The sequence below is a fragment of the Anaerolineaceae bacterium oral taxon 439 genome (genome assembly GCA_001717545.1).
Taxonomy (GTDB): Bacteria; Chloroflexota; Anaerolineae; order Anaerolineales; family Anaerolineaceae; genus Flexilinea.
In genome coordinates, this window is record CP017039.1 from 1522900 (window position 1) to 1545485 (window position 22586).

21 protein-coding genes and 1 tRNA gene are annotated in these 22586 nt (G+C 54.0%); 14 read left to right on the plus strand and 8 right to left on the minus strand.

The features are described from left to right. Positions 1–115 precede the first annotated feature (115 nt). Positions 116–1744 carry a hypothetical protein gene (locus tag BEQ56_06845; GenBank protein AOH43216.1) on the plus strand — a complete coding sequence of 543 codons (1629 nt, stop codon included), beginning with the start codon at positions 116–118 and terminating at the stop codon, positions 1742–1744. Here BEQ56_06845 and BEQ56_06850 read toward each other — a convergent pair. Together BEQ56_06850 and BEQ56_06855 are read right to left on the minus strand one after the other, a co-directional pair. Next, positions 1690–2520 carry a hypothetical protein gene (locus BEQ56_06850; protein ID AOH43217.1) on the minus strand — a complete coding sequence of 277 codons (831 nt, stop codon included), beginning with the start codon at positions 2518–2520 and terminating at the stop codon, positions 1690–1692. The genes BEQ56_06845 and BEQ56_06850 overlap by 55 nt on opposite strands. Before the next feature lie 2 nt (positions 2521–2522). After that, positions 2523–3116 (minus strand): hypothetical protein, encoded by a 594-nt coding sequence (locus BEQ56_06855; protein AOH43218.1) that lies wholly within the window; start codon positions 3114–3116, stop codon positions 2523–2525. A gap of 108 nt (positions 3117–3224) precedes the next feature. Here BEQ56_06855 and BEQ56_06860 point away from each other — a divergent pair. Continuing rightward, positions 3225–3298 (plus strand) — tRNA-His (locus BEQ56_06860). 387 nt (positions 3299–3685) lie between these two features. Here the strand turns inward: BEQ56_06860 and BEQ56_06865 are convergent. From BEQ56_06865 to BEQ56_06875, 3 genes are all read right to left on the minus strand, one after another. After that, positions 3686–6061, minus strand: a complete 2376-nt coding sequence (locus tag BEQ56_06865) for a hypothetical protein (protein AOH43219.1) — start codon at positions 6059–6061, stop codon at positions 3686–3688. 32 nt (positions 6062–6093) lie between these two features. Then, entirely contained in the window at positions 6094–8160 is a 2067-nt protein-coding gene (locus BEQ56_06870; GenBank protein AOH43220.1) for a hypothetical protein, read from the minus strand. A 211-nt stretch (positions 8161–8371) separates the two neighbouring features. Continuing rightward, a complete protein-coding gene (locus tag BEQ56_06875; protein AOH43221.1) occupies positions 8372–8689 on the minus strand; it encodes a hypothetical protein in 318 nt (105 codons plus the stop codon). A 224-nt stretch (positions 8690–8913) separates the two neighbouring features. On the opposite strand from BEQ56_06875, the gene BEQ56_06880 reads away from it, so the two are divergent. Together BEQ56_06880 and BEQ56_06885 are read left to right on the plus strand one after the other, a co-directional pair. Beyond that, entirely contained in the window at positions 8914–9471 is a 558-nt protein-coding gene (locus BEQ56_06880) for a hypothetical protein (GenBank protein ID AOH43222.1), read from the plus strand. An 18-nt stretch (positions 9472–9489) separates the two neighbouring features. Beyond that, positions 9490–10521, plus strand: coding sequence for a hypothetical protein (locus BEQ56_06885; protein AOH43223.1), 1032 nt, complete (start codon positions 9490–9492; stop codon positions 10519–10521). Here the strand turns inward: BEQ56_06885 and BEQ56_06890 are convergent. Both BEQ56_06890 and BEQ56_06895 read right to left on the minus strand, forming a co-directional pair. Continuing rightward, the gene (locus BEQ56_06890) at positions 10475–11347 is read right to left on the minus strand and encodes a hypothetical protein (GenBank protein ID AOH43224.1); all 873 of its coding nucleotides are present in this window, start codon (positions 11345–11347) and stop codon (positions 10475–10477) included. The genes BEQ56_06885 and BEQ56_06890 overlap by 47 nt on opposite strands. Positions 11348–11356: 9 nt before the next feature. Next, positions 11357–12154 carry a hypothetical protein gene (locus BEQ56_06895; protein AOH43225.1) on the minus strand — a complete coding sequence of 266 codons (798 nt, stop codon included), beginning with the start codon at positions 12152–12154 and terminating at the stop codon, positions 11357–11359. A gap of 201 nt (positions 12155–12355) precedes the next feature. Between BEQ56_06895 and BEQ56_06900 the strand changes: the two genes are divergently transcribed. From BEQ56_06900 to BEQ56_06945, 10 genes are all read left to right on the plus strand, one after another. Next, positions 12356–13327: a selenide, water dikinase SelD gene (locus BEQ56_06900; GenBank protein AOH44448.1), complete on the plus strand. Its 972-nt coding sequence runs from the start codon at positions 12356–12358 to the stop codon at positions 13325–13327. A gap of 184 nt (positions 13328–13511) precedes the next feature. After that, the gene (locus tag BEQ56_06905) at positions 13512–14090 is read left to right on the plus strand and encodes a hypothetical protein (protein ID AOH43226.1); all 579 of its coding nucleotides are present in this window, start codon (positions 13512–13514) and stop codon (positions 14088–14090) included. Beyond that, positions 14087–14626, plus strand: a complete 540-nt coding sequence (locus BEQ56_06910; protein AOH43227.1) for a hypothetical protein — start codon at positions 14087–14089, stop codon at positions 14624–14626. The genes BEQ56_06905 and BEQ56_06910 overlap by 4 nt, the downstream gene beginning before the upstream one ends. Then, the gene (locus tag BEQ56_06915; protein ID AOH43228.1) at positions 14613–15851 is read left to right on the plus strand and encodes a hypothetical protein; all 1239 of its coding nucleotides are present in this window, start codon (positions 14613–14615) and stop codon (positions 15849–15851) included. The genes BEQ56_06910 and BEQ56_06915 overlap by 14 nt, the downstream gene beginning before the upstream one ends. A gap of 375 nt (positions 15852–16226) precedes the next feature. After that, positions 16227–16988, plus strand: a complete 762-nt coding sequence (locus BEQ56_06920) for a Fe-S cluster assembly ATPase SufC (protein AOH43229.1) — start codon at positions 16227–16229, stop codon at positions 16986–16988. Between the two features lie 20 nt (positions 16989–17008). Then, positions 17009–18421, plus strand: coding sequence for a Fe-S cluster assembly protein SufB (locus BEQ56_06925; protein AOH43230.1), 1413 nt, complete (start codon positions 17009–17011; stop codon positions 18419–18421). A gap of 8 nt (positions 18422–18429) precedes the next feature. After that, complete coding sequence (locus tag BEQ56_06930; protein AOH43231.1) at positions 18430–19668, plus strand: Fe-S cluster assembly protein SufD; 1239 nt, start codon at positions 18430–18432, stop codon at positions 19666–19668. Between the two features lie 14 nt (positions 19669–19682). Further along, entirely contained in the window at positions 19683–19937 is a 255-nt protein-coding gene (locus BEQ56_06935; GenBank protein AOH43232.1) for a hypothetical protein, read from the plus strand. A gap of 20 nt (positions 19938–19957) precedes the next feature. Continuing rightward, a complete protein-coding gene (locus BEQ56_06940) occupies positions 19958–21196 on the plus strand; it encodes a cysteine desulfurase (GenBank protein AOH44449.1) in 1239 nt (412 codons plus the stop codon). Positions 21197–21207: 11 nt separating this feature from the next. Next, the gene (locus tag BEQ56_06945; GenBank protein AOH43233.1) at positions 21208–21591 is read left to right on the plus strand and encodes an SUF system NifU family Fe-S cluster assembly protein; all 384 of its coding nucleotides are present in this window, start codon (positions 21208–21210) and stop codon (positions 21589–21591) included. A gap of 286 nt (positions 21592–21877) precedes the next feature. On the opposite strand, the gene BEQ56_06950 is transcribed toward BEQ56_06945, so the two are convergent. Then, positions 21878–22579 (minus strand): hypothetical protein, encoded by a 702-nt coding sequence (locus BEQ56_06950; protein ID AOH43234.1) that lies wholly within the window; start codon positions 22577–22579, stop codon positions 21878–21880. Positions 22580–22586 lie beyond the last annotated feature (7 nt).

The following is a 22586-nucleotide window of genomic DNA, read 5'->3' on the forward strand; positions in this document are numbered from 1 at the left end:
TTTCTGTTCCTTTCACGTACGTTCATCGCCGGTCTGAATTCGAACGGCGCGGCGGTTGTGCGATCAATGTAAATTATAATGGGATTATCATCGAAAAAAAAGGATGAGAACGTCTATGCTTCAGGATATCCGCGTTCGCCAACGCGATCTGTTATTGCAGCTGATCCGGCTGATGACCCGCGAGCTCGATTTAGATACGCTGTTGGGACAGATTTTAAAGATATCGATCGAGATTTTATCCGGGACGTCCGGGTTTATTGCGCTGAATAACCCGACGACGGGCTGGGTCGTCAAGGCCGCGTCCGGTATGACCGGAGGAATGGTCAAATATATTGAAACGTACCTGGAATATTTCCCGACCGGCGATCTCGCTGGATCGGACAGCCCGATTGAGATTGACTTGCTGATCGACCGGGTTCGGAATAACCCCGATTTTAATGGGGCGGAGGGGCTTGGGCTGCCGCTGATGTATTCCGGAGTGTGGCTGGGAATGATCGTTATTTTCCGGACGTTTTCCTCGGATTTCTCGACGAACGACCTGCTGTTGCTGCGCGATTTCGCGGGCCAGGCGTCGGTAGCGGTCCGGAACGCGGCGCTGTATACCGACCGGCTGCGCGCAAAGGTGCAGACGGACGCGATTCTGAATGCGCTGACCGACGGGATTATCGTGACGGATTCGCGGGGCGTTGTTACGCGCGTCAATCCTGGACTTGAGCGTATTTTTGAGATGCCCGGGGAACGGATTATCGGAAAGACGCATGACGAGCTGATCCGGCTGACGGGGACGGTCAGCGGAATGACGCTCGCGGAAGGAATCGCGGGAGGCTGGCCTTTTACCGGCAGGTCGCAGCTTTCCGTTGAAGGCGATCTGATTATTGCGGACGAACCGCTGCGAACGGTTCCGGTTTCGATTAAATATGTTCCTATCTTAAACAACACGAATCATCTTGTCAGCATGATCGCGTCGGTTCAGGATATTTCGAAATTCCGCGCTGCCGACGCGCTGAAGAATACGTTTATTTCAACGGTCAGTCATGAGCTGAAGACGCCGGTGGCGCTGATTAAGGGGTATGCGTCGACGATGCTGATCGAGGACGGAGAATGGGATCAGGAGGTGCTGCGTGAGTCGCTGCGCGTGATTGAAGAGGAAGCCGATCGCTTGGCGGAGCTGATTAATGACCTGCTGGACGCGTCGCGGATGATGTCTGGAATGCTGAAATTAAACCGTGTTGAATTCAATCTGCGCGATCTCTGCGTTCGGGTTGCGGGGCGGATGCAGTCGCAGACGAATCGTCATCAGCTTACGACGAGCTTCCCCGACCGGTTCCCCAGCGTTTACGCCGATCCGGACCGGATCCAGCAGGTTTTAACGAACCTGCTGACGAACGCATTGAAGTATACGGAGGAAGGGACGGTCGAAGTCCGCGGAGCGGTCGACGGCCGGTTCGTTCGGATTTCCGTCTCTGACGAAGGGGAGGGGCTTCAGTCTCGCGACATTCCGCACCTGTTCGACAAGTTTTATCGAACGGAAGAGACCGCGCGGCTGGCGAAGGGCGTAGGGCTGGGATTGTATATCTGCAACGCGATTATTACCGGGCATGGCGGAAAAATGACGGCCGCGAATCGAACCGATGGGAAAGGAGCGCTGTTTTCGTTTACGCTTCCGCTGGACGCCGCCGCCGGCTCGGATCATTTTTCGCTTCCGGCCGGCGACGCGGCTTCGTCCGAGTTTAGCGGCGTGTAGACGCAGCGGAAGCCGCGGTTAAAGCCGGCGGATGCGCCGCTGTGAACCTGCCGGGCGCTGATTTCGAGCTGATTCGGGAAATCGCTCGATCCGCCGCCTTTCAGGAGGTTCTCGTCTCCCCATTCGGGATTTTCGTTAGGAACGGTATCGCTGACCCATTCGCGGATATTTCCGGCCATGTCGAGAACGCCGAATGGGCTCGCTCCGGCAGGGAGCCATCCGGACGGAATCAGGCCCTGATAAAGTCCGTCGAAGTTCGCGCGCTGGATCGTCGGCGGATCCGCTCCCCAGGGGTAGCGGCTGTTGTCCAGCTGCGCTCCGGCCGCGTCCTCCCATTGCGCCGCGGTGGGAATCGTTCCGCCCTGCGCTGCGCAGTATGTCTGCGCCTGAGAAACGGAAACGTAGGTCACGGGGAAGGCACGGTAGAATGGATTGTGAATGTATTTTTGGAAGTAGCCGGGATAGTGCGGCGGGCTGCATTTTCCTGCGCGGACACAATCGAGGTATGCTCGAATCGTGACCGGGCGCTGATCCATTTCGAAAGCGATCCTGTCTCTCGTCTTTTCTCCGGGGATCAGGAGAAGCCTGGCACCCGCGATCGTTCTTGGACTGATCCCGATTCGCGCTCCGAAAAATTCGTAGGGCCGAAGGAGACGGTACGGTGAGGTTTTCAGCAGGACGACGAAAAAGACAATGAAAGCGGCTGTCAGGGAAATCTGAGACCCGGCTGATATCAGGCGGCGCCCGCTGCGGTCCAATTTTTTTATCCAGAGCATATTTATTGAAACTGAACCGTCAGCGCGCTGAACTTTTCAAGGATCGGACCGATCGTTTCCGCTTCCATCTCGATCAGGAAGTTCCCGACACGGAAAAGCGAGCCGTTCGGCTGAACCGGAGATTTTCCCAGCAGTTCGTAGGCGGTCAGCAGGCTTTCTTCGTCGTTGAATTTAAAGATAATTCCTTCGTAAGGGATGCCGTTGTCTTCGACGATGAAGTTTGTCGCAGCGAAGACGAATCTTCCTGCGGTCCCAAGACTGTCTTTCGGCAGATCGAAGAAGAATTGCCTGACCTGATAACCGCTGAGCTCGATCTGTGCGAAGATGTCCTCAGGTTTGTAGCGATTGAAGCCGATCGGGGTTATCGTTGAATAGGGAAGCGGCTGCGGAACGGTCGGCGCGAGCGTAGGGGTGACGACGATATATTCTTTAAGAATGACGGTTTCCACGGTGACGTTGATTTTTTGATAGGCCGCGACTTCTTTAATCTTTGCGGATACGGTTGCGTTGACCTGATCGGTTGTGTAAAGCGGGGCGCAGCCTGCGCCCAAGGCGAGGAGCAGGAGGAAAATTAGCGGGAGATATTTGCGTTGCATGGCGTCGATCCTTTCAGATAGTCCGGGTTCATTATCTCATATTTTTTTGCGTTGACAGGAGTTTCTTGCGGGATCCGCGGGGTGTGGTATAATTTTCGCCGTTGTACGGAGGCTGTAGCTCAATGGCGGAGCGCCTGACTGTGGATCAGGAGGTCGTGGGTTCGACCCCCATCAGCCTCCCAGTTTTTGTATCCGTGTTTTTATCGTTCAGTTTTAAAAAGACGGTTTTGTTGGTTGATTCAGTTATTGTTCTGATGAGCTGATTTAAACGGAATTCCAGCGATTGGATCTCCGGGTTTTTTTAAACATGGATGGCATCCAGATATGCCACTGCGTATATTTCTTCCAACAGCCGCGATTGCCACTCACGCACTACCGGCATGATTTTATCTGTGGTCCGGCTGATCATACTGCCTGACACATCTACACCCCATATGTCGCTGAGATGTCTTGATATACTCTCGGCTGTTTTCCCCCTGTTATTCACTTTTCAAGTGAATAACCTATGGCAGGGAACTTCTTTAGGAAATTTGAAACAGACGCCCTTCTTTTTCGCTCATGATTGTTTTTCAGGTTTTTCTTTCTCCGTTTTCTGTATCCATTTCGAGTCCCTGAAACGAGCTTCTCGAAAGGTTCAATATATGGCCGAATCTTGACATGACCATTATAGAGAAGTACCCGTTCATTATAAAATCCACATCATCTCCAGTGTTAAGCTCTGCCGTAAGCTCGATTCCTTTCGGCGGCGCGAACATATTTCCGTCTGCTCCGGGCTTGGTCACATTGAGCCGCACAAGGTACTTAAGCCTCAGTGGATATCCAGAGAATGCTGAAAAATCGTGCGCAATCTTCATCCCTAGGGGCGAGCCGCTCTTTATGCTGATAAAGCAGACCGGGGATCTGAAATATCCCTCTTTAGCATAAACTGTACAGAATTTGACCGGAAATTCCGGGGTATTTCCTCTGTCAAATGTGACGCTCCTGATACTGTCTGCGTCGATCTTGGACGGTTCATATTGGCTTTCCGCTGAGATAAACCAGAACTGCGTTTCAACTGGCAGTGTGAACCATCTTATCTCTCCGCCGCAGTCCGTAACCTTAAATTTTCCCTTGCTGTATTCTATTTTTTTCATTTCGAGGAACTGCATCATATTGGTGAGTTTATAATCATTATTAATATCCGGCGTGTCGAGACCTGTGTAAAGGCACTCGTTTCCCATAGTGCGCTTTTCCATTCTTGTTGCTTTAAGCACAAACGAATTGGCGATACCAGTCATAACTGTTCCATCCTTAAGTTCAATGACCGCCGTGCCTTTCGGCTCGAAATCGCCTGCAGGATGTTTATCTTTCAAATTTTTTGGCACTCTCTTTGTTTCGGGTTCTGCAGGCTGTGAATTTGGCGGAGCGTCTGGCACATAGACTTCCTCGGCTATATCAGAAACAAAATCGATATGCGCAATCTGTTCGGGCTTCAGTTCGATAACGCCAAATTCGTCCTGCCCAAGCACCAGCAACCAATCAACGAGCGCAAATGTACCAAGCTGTCTTCCGTCTCTGAATGAAAGACCTACCGGCAGCTCGCTGATCCATTCATCCGACCAGCTGTCTTTTTTTCTTATCGTATTTCCAAAAGAAATCGAGTTCAGTTCGCTTAATCGGATTTCGTATCCCCGCTCGGTTTTTATTCCCTCTGGCCATTGGTAATTTTGATTCCAACTCATTGAGTTTGCTGACGGCTGTTTTCTCGTCGCAAATATCAACGTGAAATCCGGCATCATTACCACATCGCCATTTTTCAGATGGACTCTTGCAAATCCTGGCCACCGATCCATACATTCTTTTTTCCAGTTGATCGTCATTTCAGCAACGTCGCACCAGTTTATGGTAGTAACTTCATTTTCATTCAGGAAAGACAATCTGGAAGACGCCGTCTGAATATCTACATCATAAGTATTGCCGTCCAGATACGTTATATGAAATATCTTGTGATAATTATTGTTGTCATCCGGATGTTTTTCGGCGATCAATTTTTTGATCTGAGTGAACATCGAGCGCTCAATATGCGAGTCTATTTGGGTCTTCAAGCCCTGCGCAATGCCCATGCCTGCTTTTGTGAACATGCTGTTCGCAGGAACCGTGTATGTTCGGCCGTTAACATCTGTGATGAACGCTGTTCCCTTCGGCTTTAACGACTTGTATTTATTTGACTGAATCGTCACCGGCGCTACCTTGCCTGCAGGCGCCTTTGCCGCCGCAGCCGCGACGGCAGCTCCCGTTACGGTGGAATACCGCTCTTTATATGCCTTGATCGCATCAGGCACGGGAAGTCCGAGATGCTCAAACGCAAATGTGTATTTATAAAGGAATTCCTCTTCTGACATGTTGTACTTGAGAATCGCCTGCTTTGTCCCGACGCGCAGTTTCAGCCCGCCCGTAAGATCCGTTTCTTTAAGATGAATTCCCAGGAATGGTTTGTTGTCGTTGATAGCGAAGTTTATTTCATCCCGCACGTTTATTGATTTTTCGGAATCGGGAGTCAGGAACACCAGGAAAACTGCGGCTCCTTCAAGCGCATCCGCGATCTCGTTCGTCCATTCGTTCCCCGGCGCGATTCCCTCATCGTACCAGATGTGGTAACCCTGATCGTAAAACTGTTTGATTATGGGAAAGACTGTGTCGGCGTCTGCGTGCGCATAGCTTATGAAAATATACGGCTCGTTTCCCCTGTACGCAGGAAACGGTATCCTGCCGACCAAAGGCACAAGGCTTGAATCTGCCCCCTGCGTATTCAGAACCCCAGTCAAATTTTTTCGAGGCTGTGCAGGTGCCTGATCTATCATAGTTTCCTGCAGATGTACGGGAGATTCCTCCGCCTGCGGCACAATGTTTATATCAGTTTTTGAATTTGTTTTATTCTGTCTCTTGAATCTGTCAAAAAATGCCATATCGATTCTCCTTTTTCCTGCGTCACAGGTGTTTAATCCAGCCTGTAAATTCGAAGCCCATCGAACTTTTTTATCAATTTTAGCATGCTGTTGAACGGCTCAAAGTCTTTCTTTTTTTCCTCTTCCGGAAGCGCCTCGTAGTGAGCGAATATTTCCCATCTTTTCGGCTTGCCGTCCATCGCCAATTTGTGCATTCGCAGTTGTTCGCGGAGGGCTTTCCTTGCGGTTATCTCATCGCCATGTCGTTTCAGAAATTCAGCCGGAAGCATTGCCGTCTCATACAGATTTCCGCTGATCCATCCCATAGAGATATGCTCCCTGATCCAGCGCTCATGCTCCATCGGAGCAAAAACCTTCATCTGTTTTTCCGTAAAAGAGGTAATCATCTCATAATCCACTGGCCTATCCGTATAGAAGCAGCCCAGCTCATCAAGATATCGTGCAAAACTTTTCGCCTGATTGATATTGGAAATCTGGTATTCGAGCGACAGTGCCTCAAATTCCTTTTCCAGAGCCGAAGTTGCTACATTCTTCTCGCTTCCTTGATAAGAATACCGTGCATTGAGGGCAACGGCGAAATCATACAAGTGCAGGAAGTTGCTGCGGGAAAGATAGGTGTGCTTGTTTTTTCTGTCCGCTTCTTTTGTGCTCGGAATGACGGTCAGCGAAATGTTCGATGTATCCACAATCTTTTCGATGTCAGCAGCAAAGCGCTGCTCTTTCTCCGCCATGTCGCTGTATGCTTTTAATCGGGGAGCTTTTCCCTCTTCGCCGTCATCCTCCCATCTGCGGTATTCCGTCTTGAAGGTATCGATTTTTTCCTGCTCTTCTTTATCATAGTAGTAAATGGCATGGATCGCGTTATTCTTGAAATCGAAATTCGTTGCCATCGGGTGAAGTTCCGTCCGTGAATTTCGCCCATATGCCGTGCGGTCCCAGCATTGCAGCTCATCGCAAAGCATCAACAAATATGCCAGTGGATGTGATTCCATACGCAGCGGTTCTTTATGATTCCTCTCACTCTTATAAAAAGAAATAGCAAACTTAAATAGACTGTTATGCATTAGGATTGCAGTCAGAGCATCCACATGTTTTTCATTAATCTTGTTTATTCCAATGGAAGTCTCGATCTCGCGGTAGAGTCTTGTGGCACTGAAATAGGCATGATCCATGAAGTAACCGAATGAGTTCGGCGCAATGGGTTTATCATGGATCTTTTTGTATATGTATTCTTCTGTAAAATCATAAGCTGCACCAAGTTTTTTGAAGATATCATAGGCAAAAAGATCTTCCACGGTATCAAAGACAAGACCATAGATCTTTTTGAAATGATCGCTTGCTTCTGTGCTTAATTGTGTAAGTGCGTCCAAATCGTGGTAGGCAATATAAAGGCTGCCTTTCCCGCGATTTGTCCCGCCAACTTCAAAGTATGACAACACTTGCTCAAAAGGGAGCTCAAAGGGATAGCCGATGTCATGAAAGAGGGAAGCCAGGCCCCAACATTCAAGGAAGCAACAAGCAGCCCTACGATCTTCATCCTTATTAGCGGTATCTGTATCAAAGCCATAGAAGCTTTTGAATTTTGAACGATACGTGGCATTGGACTCGTATATCGCGAGCCCCAGTGCAAACACATAAACGGAATGAGAGTAATGATCTCGGTGTTTCATGAGAAGAGAGCTTCCATTGGCTTCAAATTCTGAAAGCAGCTCCACCATTTTTTTGGATTTACCATAATGCCCAAAGAATATTTCCAGGTAACAATAATAGATGGTGTAGGCGTCTTCAGCTACGCCGGAATCGATAAATTTCTCCAACTCACGTTCCAGGCACAATCGATTAATATCCATCTGCATATTGTATGGGATCTGATTATGTAAAAAACTTGTTCCGTAGAACTTGCCCTCTATTGTTTCCAGTGCGTCTATCTCCGTATTAAAGCCAAGGCCTTCACATCTTGTATGTAAGAATCTTAAAGCCGTTGCTTTTAACCCAGGATCGATTGTGTCGTAGTGCCTATCGGGATGCAACGGTCCGACACCTTTCCCAAAAAGTTCTTCATTTTTATTTTGCATTTGTTTCAAAGCCGTGTATGCCATGGTATTCTCACTCCTGTAAAAAATATAGTTGAAACGTCGAAATGCCAAGAAACGTGTTCCTAAGAGTCTGTTTCAAATTTCCATGGAATTAAAGAAGTTCGCTGTCATGGATTATACTCTTGAAAAGTGAATAATAGGGGGAAGACATTTTTCCGCTCTTACGAATCGGGAAAGAAGCTGCAGGATCTCATCCTCCTGGCGCTTGAGATCATCAGTTTTCTGTTTCCGGACAGCCATTTCTACCGGGGCAGGCGATAGCGGCTCGAATCTCCACGGATTTCTTTCCACGCGGGTCTCTCTGAAGTCTGACGTGAATCCCATCCGATTCGCCGTATAAGATTTCGATTTCGATCTTTCCTTTTTCTTCTGGAAAGGAAAGCCGATCCGATTCCGCGATCCGACCGCTGACACGATGAACATCCCGCCCGAGGGTGGCTGGACTGACTTTAGCGCCGGTTATTTGTGTGCAGATCATGGCCGCGTTCCGGAAATTTGACTGCGCGGCGAGGATATTTTCGATTTCCTGCACGCGTTGGTCCCGTCGAATGTACGGTTCTAAGCTCCTACTGGTTGGTCCAAAACTTATTACAGGAACTTCCTATTATTTTATCAAATAATTAGAGCTGGCTTTGTATTGTTAACTGGTTCTTATCTTGACTGCGGAAATTTGAAACGCAGACACCAAGGGCGGCAAAAAGGCCGGCGCCCAGCGAAGAGAGTATAATAACAGGAAACAATAAGGATCGAGGGACCATGCCGCGAAGGCCGGAGCCGTACACAAGCGAATATTTCTTATTGGGGCTGATCCAGGCGCAGCCGATTTATCCGTACGACCTGCATAAACGCTTGAGCGAGGACGAGGAGCTGCGGCTGATTTGGCGGTTTAATCAGAGCCAATTATACGCGACGCTGGAGAAGCTCGAAAAGGCGGGGCTGATCTGGGCCGCGGACTCCGATTATCTGACGTTCCCCGCGCGAAAGGTATACTCGATTACGGGCGCGGGGGCCGACCGATTTGAAGAATGGCTCGCAACTCCGGTCGCGGAACAGCGGAACCTGCGTCGCGATTTCCTGATGAAGCTGTTTTTTTTGATGAAAGCGCCGCTGGCTGAGTATCGCGATGGGATCGCGCTTCAGATCGATTGCTGTCGGAGTTGGCTCGCGCAGCAGGAGCTCTATTTAGCGGAGCTCCCTGATGACGCCGCTTTTCAGCGCGCGGTTCTCCAGTTCCGGGCCCGGACGACCCGGGCGCATATCGATTGGCTGTGCGATTGTTTAAAGCTGCGCGCGGATGAAAACGAGGGCGGTTGATTCAGGAGATTGAAATTCATGTATAACTTTTATCAAACGGTTTCGGACCGCTTATCCCGCGGCGAGATGGTCGCGTTCGCGACGATTTTTGAAAACGTTGGATCGAGCCCGAGGCATGCCGGGGCGAAAATGGCGGTTTATCGCGACGGAACGATCCTCGGGACGATCGGCGGAGGGAAGCTGGAGGCGATGGCGATCGAGGCGGCGAAAGAAGCGCTCGCTTCCGGGTTTGGGACCCGGCAGCATTTTGACCTGACTAACGAGGATGCGGCGAATTCCGATATGATCTGCGGCGGATATGGCGATATCCTGATCAGTGTTCTTGACGGAAGCGTTCCTTCGGTTCGCGACGTTTTCGTGGCGGCGGCACGATCCGAGATCGAGAATGAACCTGGCTGGCTGGTGACACGATGCGCCGGCGACGGGCGCGCCGACCAGTTCTGTTTCATTGACGCGGAAGGGACGAAAACCGCGCCGTTCTCCGGAGCCGATTTTGATCTGGCTTCGCTTCGCGGAACGCCCGGCCGGATTAGCGTCCATTCGAGCGTTCTCGAACGGGACGATATTTTTCTTGAAGCGATTTCGCCGGCGATCCGCGTTTTTGTTTTCGGCGGGGGGCATGTTGCGAAGGAGACGGTTCTCCTGCTGAATTTAGCGTCGTTCCGGACGATCGTTATCGACGACCGGGCTGAATTTGTGAGTTCCGAGCGATTCCCCAATTCGGAACGTCATCTTGTCGAGACGTACACGGATTTATCGCGGTTTCGCGTCGTTGCGCGCGATTGTATCGTAATCCTGACGCGGGGTCATTTGGGCGACTATGACGTGCTGAAATGGGCGTTGACGACGGACGCGCCGTATATTGGCATGATCGGGAGCACTTCGAAACGTGAACGAATTTACCAGCGGCTGCGCGGCGAGGGCGTCAGCGATGCGCAGCTGCGGCGGGTCACTTCGCCGATCGGGATTCCGATCGCGGGAGAAACGCCGTTCGAAATCGCGGTCAGTATCGCCGCGCAGCTGATCGATTTTCGCGGGACGAACCTTTAGTCGCGTAAAACGTCAGGATCGCTTCCAATACGCCGCCGGCGATGCTGAGCGCTTTGTCGGAGACGCTGAAGCAATGCGCCGGGTCCCCGCGGGGATCAATATCCATTACTTTAAGACCGGATTTAACCGTTAATCCCGGGTACAGGACGCCGCGAACGATCCCGTCGAGCGAGGCGCAGATCGTTCCGACGACCGCTCCGCCGTTCGCTTCATGGATTTCGGCGATCGGTTGATCCCTGACGACGGCGGTTCCGATATCGACGAGCGGTTGGAAGACGCCCGCGCAGGGCGCTTTCAGGACGCGCGCCGCGCCTTCGCCGCGGATCAGGCCGGGGACGCCGGTATCCGGTTCCGCCTCGCCTTCCCAGAAAACCCTGCCTGAATGATGGCCCCGGTTGGTTTCGACGACGGCATGGACGTTTTCTCCAGCCCGGAAACCCGGCCCCAGCCCGATTACCAGCTCGGCGTCGTTCAGCGACGTATCGTTGCGCCAGGTTTTCATGATCCGGGCGTCGATCAGGACGTCGGGCCTGAGCCGCCGTATTTCGTTCAGCTCCGGATCGATCAGGAGCGGAACGATTTCATTTTCCCATAGCTGCGGAACCGCTTCCGCGTTCGCCGCCACGCGGCAGCTCCAGTCTTCGACTCGCGTTTCACCGCTGAATGCGGCGTTAGCGAACGCAACTGTCCGCCGGATACAGAGCGGCGCCGGCAGTTCGCTCAGCACGACCCGGAAGCCGGAACGGACGAGCCGGATCGCGACGCCGGTCGCCAGGTCCCCCGCGCCGCGGAGCGCGATCGTTTTTGAGATCAATCGATTGGTCATCGTACCTCCTTATTTTACAGAACGCGTCATTTCGCAGAGCCATTCCCCGCGGTTCAAACGCGTTATCCAGACCCGATCGGCGCTGGCAGCCGACAGCGCGCGGTCCGCGATTTTCAGCGCGCGACCGAGAAGATCCTCGTTATCGGCCTGATTCAGGAGGAGTATTCGTTCGGCGGAGCCTGGGGTCGATTTAAAACTGCCTTCCGGATGCGCAATGAGTCGGAGGATCGATTCTTCGTTGATGATTTCCCCCGGCTGTCCTCCGACGCAGTCGAGATAGCGTGCTAACCGGTGCACCGATTCGTCGGTCGCCGGCCGGTCGAGAACGCTCAGTCCGATACAGGCGGCGACGGCCGTCGTTTCCGGCGGAATGACCGGTTCGTGCTTCTCGGGCGCTTTGATGGAACGTCTATGCGCCCCGTCGGCCTCGATCAGGATCGAATAGCCGAATTTGGCCGCGCGCCGCGCCAGTTCCGCGAAATCGGCGTCGGAGATTCCGGAAATTTTCCCCGTTCCGCCGTTCCCATGGAGTTCGGAAACCCAGATAACGCGCTCCGCGCCAACGATTTCCGGTTCCGCTGAAAAATCGCGGGGCGTCAGGATTCGATCGGCGGCTTGGATCTGATTGAATCCGACTTTTGTCGTCGTGGTCAGCAGGACCGGGCGCCGCTGGCGTCGGGCTAACGAAAAAAGCGCGCTCGTTTTTCCGCCGCCGCCGACGAAGCTGACGATCGATCCGGGCCGGAGGATCGCGATCCCGGCGGAGCTGGAAAGATCAGGGCGCGTTTTTCTCAGGATATTTTCCATGGGATTTGATCCGCTGCGGCGCGGTTGCCGCGCTGCGCTTTCATAATTATAATTGAAGCGCCGTTTATTTTGTTAATATTTATTTTCCTGGCGGCTTTGACCGCCGCAGGAGTCGATCAGGGAGGAACGATGAGCGAGAAGATACGATTGACGGAATTAGCGTTTTGCGCAGGGTGCGCGGCGAAGCTGCGCGCGGAGGTCCTGACCGACGTGATCAACCCATTTGGGAATTTATTTTCGGCGGAAAAATTCCCTGATTTATTAATCGGACTGGAAAGGGCGGACGACGCCGCGGTTTATAAGATATCCGACGAATTAGCGCTCGTTTTTACGACCGATTTTTTTCCGCCGATTGTCGACGATCCATACGATTATGGTGCGATCGCCGCGGCGAACAGTCTGTCCGACGTTTTCGCTATGGGTGGGAAACCGTTGATGGCGCTGAATATTACCGCCATGCCGACGGATTTACCGCCGGAAACGATCGCCGAGATTTTCCGCGGCGGCGCTGAGAAAGCGCTTGAAGCCGGATGCCCGATTGTCGGAGGACATACGGTCCGCGATCGGGAGCCGAAATACGGTCTCGCGGTTGTTGGCACGGTTCATCCGGAGCGCATCCTGTATAAAGGGAAGCTGCGTCCCGGCGACCGAATGGTCCTGACCAAGCCGTTGGGATTTGGCTTGATGTCGACCGCAAATAAGGCCGGAAAGGCCGACCCGGCAGATTTCGCACGGGTGACGGGCTGGATGAAAACGCTGAACCGGACGGCGGCGGAGCTGGCGGTTTCGGCCGGCGCGAAATCGGGAACGGACGTGACCGGCTTCAGTCTTCTGGGCCATAGCTGGGAGATGATCCGCGACGGGAGCGTCGGGCTGCGGTACGGTTGGGACCAGATTCCGTTCGTCGAGAATTACGAACCGTACATGGCGCAGGGGCTTTTTCCGGGCGGCGCGTATGAAAACGAGAAGTATTATCGACCCAACGTCCGTTTCAGCGATCGGATTTCAGCGCAGGAACGGATGATGCTCTTCGATCCGCAGACGAGCGGCGGGTTGCTGCTGGGGATTCCGGAAGCGAAGCTGGACGCGTTCCTGGCCGCCGCGGCCGAAAAGGGTCAGTTTGCGCGCGTTATCGGCGAGGCTGTCGCCGGACGCGGAATCGAAGTCGTATAGCTTTATTCTTTATCAGTCGAATCATGATAGCGGTGCAAGCGCGGACCCAGTTTCTCCCGCTTGCGCCGCTTCAGTTTTCAGGCGGTTCAATCAACCCAGGATTAGAGAGCGGGAAAAAAAGCGCGGCGATTTTGAAACCGATTTGAATCGGCTTCGTATGTTAAGGTATACGAGAAAGGAAACGATGCGCCAGGAATTCCCACTTGAAATTATCAATCGTGTAAAAAACGGCGATACCGCCGCGTTTTCCGTCATGGTTGATCGGTTTCAGACGAGCGTCTATAACCTTTGTTATCGGATGCTGAGTTATAACGTTCGGGACGCGGAGGACGCGGCACAGGAGGTATTCGTCAAGATCTGGACAAACATCGGGCGGTTCGACGCCCAGCGGACATTTTCGACCTGGGTCTTAGCGATCGCGACGAATCATTGTATCGACATGATTCGCAAGAAGCGGGTCGCGACAGTCGAGATCGACGAGACGATGGAAGAGGTTATTCCGGATCGGGTCGCGACGCCGAAAGAGGCGCTGCGCGATCGGGAGCGGGCGGACGAGGTCCGTTCGCTCCTGGACGGGCTGACGGAGGTCGATCGTGCGATTATCGTCCTCCGATACTGGGACGATTTATCGGATCGGGAAATCGGCGCGGCGGTCGGGCTGAGCGAGTCCGCGGTCAAGAGCCGCCTTTTTCGCGCACGGAAACAGTTGGTCGGATTGTACCGTCAGGTTCGGGAACCGGCGGTACCGGAGGTTGCAGGATGAAAGAGCATGATTATTACGAAGGACTGATCTTTTGCGATGAGCCGTTGAGCGAGACGGAGCGGGAGGAGCTCGAAGCGCATGCCGCGGCCTGCGAATCGTGCCGGCTGGCGATTGAAGACTGGAAAGCGGTCAGCGAGCTTCTCTTTCGCGAAGAAGCGATTGCGCCAGCGCCGGGATTCGCGGCACGCACTGAGAACGCCGTTGCGAACGCGGCGCTGCGTTCGAAGGTCGGCGCCCGAAGGTGGCTGCTGACTGTTGTTCTGATTGGCGTCCTTCTTTCCTGCCTGTCGGTACAGCTGACGATGATGGGGAATCATTTCCTGATGTCGGCGATCCTGAAGGCTGTGGATTTTATCGAAAAGGCGCGCGTCGTTACCGAAGGGATCGCTTATCTGTTGGGCAGGGTTCGCACCCCGCTGCTGATTTTCGGCTGCGCGATGATTTCGGCGGCGTTCCTGATCGGGTTCGGCGTCCTTCTGAGTATCAGGAAAAATCAGGTTCAAACTGAAAGAGAGGTTTCATATGAACAAAAATAAATGGCGGTTATCTGGCATGTCAATTGCGGTTCTGGCCGCGGTCCTTTTATGGGCCGTCGCCTTCGGAGCGACGCGCGCGGAAGCGGCCGTGGGCGATCTCCGGATCCTCGGCGGCGAGCGGACGATTCGCGAAGGCGAAACGGTCAAACGGAATATTTCGGTCATGGGCGGCGAGCTTGAAGTCCGGAAAGACGCGAAAATATACGGCGATATCACGATTTTCGGCGGGGAGGCTGAGTTTGATCAGGGGACGGAAATTTTCGGAACGATCCGCGTTTATGGCGGCGAGATTACCGTTGAGGGAACGGTTTCAGAAGATATCGTCGTCCTTGGCGGCGAGGTTCACCTGAAAGAAGACGCTATCGTCGAAGGAAACGTCAAGACGGTCGGCGGAAAGCTCAATCGTTCAAGAGGCTCGATTATCCGCGGCGAAGTTATCGGGGGGATCGTCGATGATTTTGAAGTGGAATTTGATCCGGAGGAGATCGTCGCGGAGCGCAGAGCTCATTTCTTCCCGTTCGGCGGATTCCGGACCGTCCGCAGCGCCTTTACGTCGGCGTTCTCGTTCCTGACGAACTTCCTGCTGATCGCCGCCGCCGCGCTGCTGCTGGCGATTTTTGCCCCGAAGCATGTCGCGGCCGCGGAAACGTACCTGAATAAAAATCGCGGACTGACTTGGTTTATCGGCGCGGCGGTCTTGTTTCTGGTTCCTGTTGCGGCGCTCTTTTTATCGATTACGCTGATCCTGATTCCGGTTGCGCTGATCCTGATCCTGGTTTACATTATCGCGATCTTCTGCGGGTTTGTCGTCGTCGCTTCACTGATCGGGAAAGAGCTGAAGCGGCGAATTCAGCTGACGATGCGTCCGGAATGGCTGACGTTCGTCGGCGCGGTCGCCCTGATCGTCGTCTTCGCGGTCTTTGACGCGCTGCCCTGGTGGATCAGCTGGACGCCGAAATTCTTCGCGGCGACGTTCGGCTTAGGCGCGGTTTCGCAGTACCTCTATGAACAATATGCTCAGCGCGGCGGACGCAGCGGAACGGCGCTTCGTGGGGATATCCCCGCAAGCGGGACGGTTCCCGACGAAGGTTCAATCGTGCAGCCGTCCGCGTTTACTCCGGCCGGCGCGCCGGAGACGACGGATCCGGAAGTGGGCAGCGCCGGTATAAAGCCGGAGCGGCGTTCCGGGCCGGACGCTTCGGAGGATAACGGCGCGGATTCGTAACGCGGAGCGTATCGATTTCCCGAGCATAAGTAAGGGCGTTTCCGGGTTTCTCGGGCGCCCTTTTTTTTATCGAGCGCCCGGATCGGAAATTTATGTATTCAGCCGTTCAATGTTTTATAAAATAAAAAAATAAAAACATATAAATTTGACCTTCCGAATTGTTGTAATTGTCAGCGTTTTATTAACAGTGTATTCAAATCGCTTTTGCCGTTGCGACGGACGGATTGCGTCTGGTATAATATTCGCGCGTTATAATCGGCGCTCCAGCGTCTGTCGATTTTTATGAAATGGCTTTAAAAAGCGCCGGACCGAACGTCAGATTTAGTTCGTTCATGAAACGGCGCGCCGGATCATGAGATATTTTCAGGAGAATTTATGACCATGCAAGGGTTGCAAATCAAACATGTATCGGTTCAAATCGAAGATAAACTGATTTTCAGCGATTTGAACTTAACCGTTCGTCCCGGTGAAATTCATGCGATCATGGGCCCGAACGGGGCCGGAAAATCGACGTTATCCAACGCGATTATGGGCCATCCGAGTTATGAGATTACCGAAGGCGATATCGTTTTAAACGGGGAATCGATTCTCGACTGGAGCGTCGACGAACGGGCGAACGCCGGGTTGTTCCTGGCGTTTCAGAGCCCGATCGCGGTTCCGGGCGTAACTGTTGCGAATTTTTTGCGAACGGCGCTGAACGCCAAGGCGAAGAAGAAAGATCCGGAAGCGAAGCCGGTTTCGATCGCCGCTTTTCGGAAAATGCTGAAAGAGAAAATGGCGCTGCTGAAAATCGACAATGTATTCGCGGGACGTTACCTGAACGACGGATTTTCCGGCGGTGAGAAGAAGCGATTGGAGGTTCTGCAAATGTCTGTCCTGCAACCGGAAATCGCGATTCTGGACGAGATCGATTCCGGACTCGATATCGACGCGATGCGGATTGTCGCCGAAGGGGTCAACCGACTGGTTCGGGAAACCGGGATGGGCGTTCTCATGATTACGCATTATCAACGTCTCCTGAACGAGATTCATCCGGACTACGTTCATATCATGATGGACGGCGGGATGATCCGGTCGGGCGACGCGAAGCTGGCGCTGGAAATTGAGGAACGCGGGTACGACTGGGTCCGCGAGTAGACCGCGCGAAAGGCGAACGCATGGAACAGAATCAACTCATAGAACAGCCGATCGGCGAATTTGCGGAGCTGTATAATTTCCGCGATCCGGATACGGCGATATTTAAGACGGACGTCGGACTGACCGAGGACGTCGTCCGGAAGATTTCCGAGCTGAAAGGCGAGCCGGAATGGATGCTCGAGTTTCGGCTGAAAGCTTTAGCGCATTTCTTCGAAAAACCGATGCCCGGTTGGGGGCCCGATTTGTTCGGACTGGATTTATCCAACCTGGTTTATTACGTCCGGCCGTCCGAGCGTTCCGAGCGTTCCTGGGACGACGTTCCGGACACGATTAAGAATACGTTCGACCGGCTCGGGATCCCCGAAGCGGAGCAGAAATTCCTCGCCGGCGTCGGGGCGCAGTATGAATCCGAGATGGTCTATCATAGTATTCTGGCCTTTCTCGAAGAGCAGGGCGTTATCTTCCTCAGTATCGAAGACGGCCTTCGACAGCACCCCGATCTTTTCCGGAAGTTTTTCGGGACGATCGTCCCGTATCGTGATAATAAATTCGCAGCGCTGAACAGCGCCGTCTGGTCGGGCGGTTCGTTCGTTTACGTCCCCAAGGGCGTCAAGGTCGATCTCCCGCTTCAGGCGTATTTCCGGCTGAATTCGCCGAATATCGGCCAGTTCGAGCGGACGTTGATTATCGCGGACGAAGGCGCTCAGGTTCACTACGTTGAGGGCTGTACCGCGCCTCAGTATTCCGAGAGCTCGTTCCATAGCGGCGTTATCGAAATTTACGTTGCGCCGAACGCGCGGGTCCGTTATTCGACGATCCAGAATTGGTCGACGAACGTGTATAACCTGGTTACGCAGCGCGCGAAGGTCATGGCGCATGGGACAATGGAATGGGTCGACGCGAATATGGGAGGGAAGGTGACGATGAAATATCCGTCCTGTTATTTAATGGGGGACGGAGCGCATGGCGAGATGCTGTCGATGGCCTTCGCGGGCAGGGATCAGATCCAGGATGCCGGGACGAAAATGATGCATTTCGCGCCAAACACGACGAGTAACGTCGTTTCCAAGTCGATCAGCAAGGACGGCGGCCGGTCGTCGTACCGCGGAGTCCTGAAGGTCACGAAGAAGGCGGAAAACGCGAAAGCGAACGTCGTCTGCGATGCGCTGATCCTCGACGATCATTCCGAATCGGATACGTATCCGACGATGGACATCGAGCAGCAGAAGGTCTCGATCGGGCATGAAGCTTCGGTATCGAAAGTTGGCGAGGAGCAGCTGTTTTACCTGATGAGCCGCGGGATTTCGGAAGCGGACGCGACGACGATGATCGTTTCCGGGTTTATTGAACCGTTGGTTAAGGAGCTGCCGATGGAGTACGCGGTCGAGATGAATCGCCTGATCCAGCTACAGATGTCCGGGTCGGTCGGGTAGGAGGGACGATGGAAAAAATAATCGAAGCTGCGTCGGATCTCCGCGGTCTTTTCGATGCAATGAATGGTATGACGGCGCTCGGCGAAGCTGAGCGGGAACGGCTTCTTGAAACGGTCGCGGATCGGGCTTACCCGCCGCGGCGCGCCGAGCGTGTGGCGCGGAGCGATGACGCGGCGGGAACTGGCGGATGGTACCGATGGGAAAACGGATCGGGCCGGCGTTGGATCGCTCCCGCGGCCGCGGAACGGGGCGTCCGTTTTGAATCGCTCGAAGAGCTTACGGCGTCGGAGCCCGAGCTGGCGGCGCGGATTATCGAACGGGTCAGAGCGGCGCGGAAAATCGCGCTGGCGGCGGCGCTGGACGGAATCGCGCGGGAGACGGTTGTCCTCTATGTTCCCCGCGGCGTTCGGGCCAGAGGGGACTTCCTGCTGGACGCATCTCTGAGCGAGGCGGGCCGGTTGGGCGCGATGCGCGTTTGGGCGCTTCTCGAAGACGATTCCGAAGCGACGTTTACGCTGAACCTGCGTTCCGGTTCGGGGTCGGACGAAATCCTCTTCCTGAGTCCGGTTACGCTCGTCGTCGGAGAAAACGCCTCGCTGAAGGCGCATGAAATTCAGGATTTCCACGCGAACGCTTTCTGTATTCGCGATACGACGATGGCGATCGGCGCGGGCGGGGCGGCCGACTGGATTACCGCCGAGGTTGGGTCGGCGCGCTCGATGGCGGAGCTGACGGTCAATCTGGTCGGCGACGGCGCGCAGGCCAGGATCAACGGCGTCTTTTTCGGGAATCTGGATCAGCGGATCACGATGAACACGAGGCAGAACCACTACGGGCGGAACTCATATAGTTCGCTTCTTTATAAAGGCGCGGTCAGGGACCGGGCGCATGCGACCTGGACCGGGATGATTTACGTGGACCCAAAGGCGACCGGAACGGACGGGTATCAGAAAAACGACAATCTTGTCCTGGATCCTGAAGCGCGCGTTTTCGCCCGTCCGGGGCTGGAAATTGTTACGAATGATGTGAAATGTTCCCATGGAACGACGATGACCGAGATCGATCGGAATCAGGTTTTTTACCTGGCGTCCCGCGGGATTCCGGAAGAAGAAGCGCGGGCGCTGATTATCGACGGATTTTTCGGGTCGATCCTGGATTCGATCTCGTCCGATCTGATTCGGGACCGTATCCAGTCGCATATCCATGCAAAATTGAACCGCTGTGAAAGGATGGTAGAATCAAGATGAGTAATCCTCCTGCGATGCGCGATCCTGAGCCGGACGCCGGATATCAGGTTGGAGATATTGTTGAAGTTTTCTGCGACCACGAACGGCGCGGAGCGCGGACGACCGGCTGGCTGCGTGGAATTATCGTACATATCAATCCGGAATCGAAAATGATTTCCGTTCAGTTCCGTACGAACGTTTTCCTGACGGAGGGGTGGATGGTTCCCGATCGGCTGCTGAGCTTTCCGTTTTCTTCGCCCGACGTACGCCCATGCAGACGGGCGATGTAAGCGGCGGACGTTCCGGAACGATGAGCGGCGTGGAGAAGCGAATGATCGACGTGAAGCGTGTTTTGGAGGATTTTCCGATCCTGACGGCGACGGATGGGAGCGGGCGGACGCTCTGTTATCTGGATTCCGGCGCAACGTCGCAGCGTCCGAATCAGGTTTTAGCGGCGATGGATCGGTATTATACGGAGATGAACGCGAATATTCATCGCGGCGTCTACCGGATTTCGGAAGAGGCGACCGCCGCTTACGAAGCGGCGCGGGAAAAGATCCGCGCGTTCCTGAACGCGAAATCGACGCGCGAAATTATCTATACGAGTGGGACGACCGAGTCGATTAATTTGGTCGCGAAATGCTGGGGGCGGTCGCTTTCTGCCGGCGATCGCGTCGTCGTCACGGAATATGAACATCATTCGAACCTGGTCCCCTGGCAGATGCTGTCTGCGGAGCGGGGAATTCAGATTGAGGTGATCCCGGTTTTGGACGATGGGACGCTCGATCAGGGCGTTTACCGTGATATCCTGACCCGGGAACCGAAGCTGGTCGCGATCGGCGGGATGTCGAACGTATTGGGGACGGTTCCTCCGGTCGCGGAGATGATTCGCGCGGCGCACGACGCCGGGGCGCTCGTTCTCGTCGACGGCGCACAAACGGTTCCGCACCAGCCGGTCGACGTTCGGGCGCTGGACGCGGACTTCCTGGCGTTCTCGGCGCATAAGATGCTGGGTCCGACGGGGATCGGCATCCTGTACGGGAAGGAAGCTCTGCTGCGGGCGATGCCGCCGTTCCTGGGCGGCGGGGACATGATTCGGAAGGTTGGTCTCCGTTCGTTCACGGCCGCCGATTTACCGTACAAATTTGAAGCCGGCACGAAGCAGATCGCCGAAGCGATTGGATTCGGCGCGGCGGTCGATTACCTGAGCGCGCTGGGGATGGAGAACGTCGCGGCACATGAGCAGATGTTGACGGAGCGCGCGATCACGGTGCTCCGGACTGTTCCGGGGCTGACGATTTACGGTCCGCAGCGTGAACGCGGCGGCCTGGTCAGCTTCACGATCGACGGCGTCCATCCGCACGACGTGGCTTCGCTCCTGGACGAGGCTCGGATCTGCGTCCGCGCGGGGCATCATTGCGCGATGCCGATTCATGACCGGTTCAGGATTCCGGCGACGACGCGCGCGTCGTTCTACCTTTATAATACCGAAGCGGACGTCGAGCGTCTCGCAGCGGGATTAAAGCGCGTGATTCAAATTTTTGCGTAAGGCGGTGGCCGTTGGACGATTTATATCGTGAAGTTATCCTGGATCATTATAAGAACCCTCAGTATCGCGGGGAGCTCGATCCACATGACCTGAGCTTCGAGGACGAGAACCCGCTCTGCGGGGATCACCTGCGGATCGACCTGCGGGTAGACGACGCGGGCGTCGTAACCGACGCGCGTTTTTCGGGTCATGGCTGCGCCATATCGCAGGCGTCCGCCGATTTACTGGTCGAATCGATTATCGGAAAGAAGATCGACGATCTGAAGGACCTGTCGAAAGACGACGTTTTGGAGCTTCTTGGGTTTGACGAGCTGGGACCGGTCCGGCTGAAATGCGCGCTGCTGTCGCTGAAGGTCCTGAAAGGCGGACTTTGGGGAATCGGGGAAGAGGAATAGCCCCTGATTCTGATCATTTCGCCTCGGCTTGAGAAAAAACCGTTAATTCGCGAAGTTCGCTGATGAATCTTCTTCGGATATCGGACGGGAACGGCGGCGATCGCCTGGGCGCTTATGCGGTATCGGGCGGGGGATGACCAATTCAGATGCCTGTTCTGGACATGAAATAAAACGAGGACCGACACGGCGGACTCTCCTGTTCTCAGCGATGATAAGAGGGAGAAGTCCGTTGCGTCGGTCCTGCTGAGGCTGGTTTGACGACGGTTTTTCTTTTCCGGAATCTTTTTTATTCAATATCGTCGAGCGGGAGCTTGTCCGTGACTTCGTCGATAAATTCCGGCGAAAAACGGTTCTCTTTCGCGTACTTTCGGATCAGGTCCTTGATCTTATCCAGCGGAATCGTATCGTATCTGAACCTCGCTTCCGGGTCGATTTCTGATTTCGGGTTGATAAAAACGAGGACAGGGTGAATCGCGTCGGCGGGAAAATCGATCTCCTTTTCCGCAAAATATTTTTTAACTGCTTCGATGGCGGCGTCCGCTTCGAGATCCGGACGTCCGATGCCCTCCTGGCCAAAGATTTTCATGAAGAACGAGGCCTTTTTCTGGGTCCAGCGCCCCTTCTTTTCGTCATAGCCGATCGTCCCGCCTTGGAAACAGGGGAGGAGGATAAACGCGCCGGCGGTCCCGACGAGAAGATGGTTCACGGGTTCCATGTAGTGATAAATCGAGAAATTATCGCTGAGGCCCTTGAGCTTGACGTTAAAAATGAAGTCGTTCGAGGGCTCCCGTCCCCAGTTCGTCGTCAGCGTGATTGAAAGCTGCGAAATAATGACGCCGGTCAGGAGCGCGATAAACGAGTACATAAAATACTGTTCGGAGAACGCCAGGACCGCGCCAATGATCAGGACGCCGAAGCTGACGCCGGTCAGGACCTGCGACATGAGTTTATTTTTCTTGAATTTCTTTTCGTTCTTATAGATATACATGTGTGAT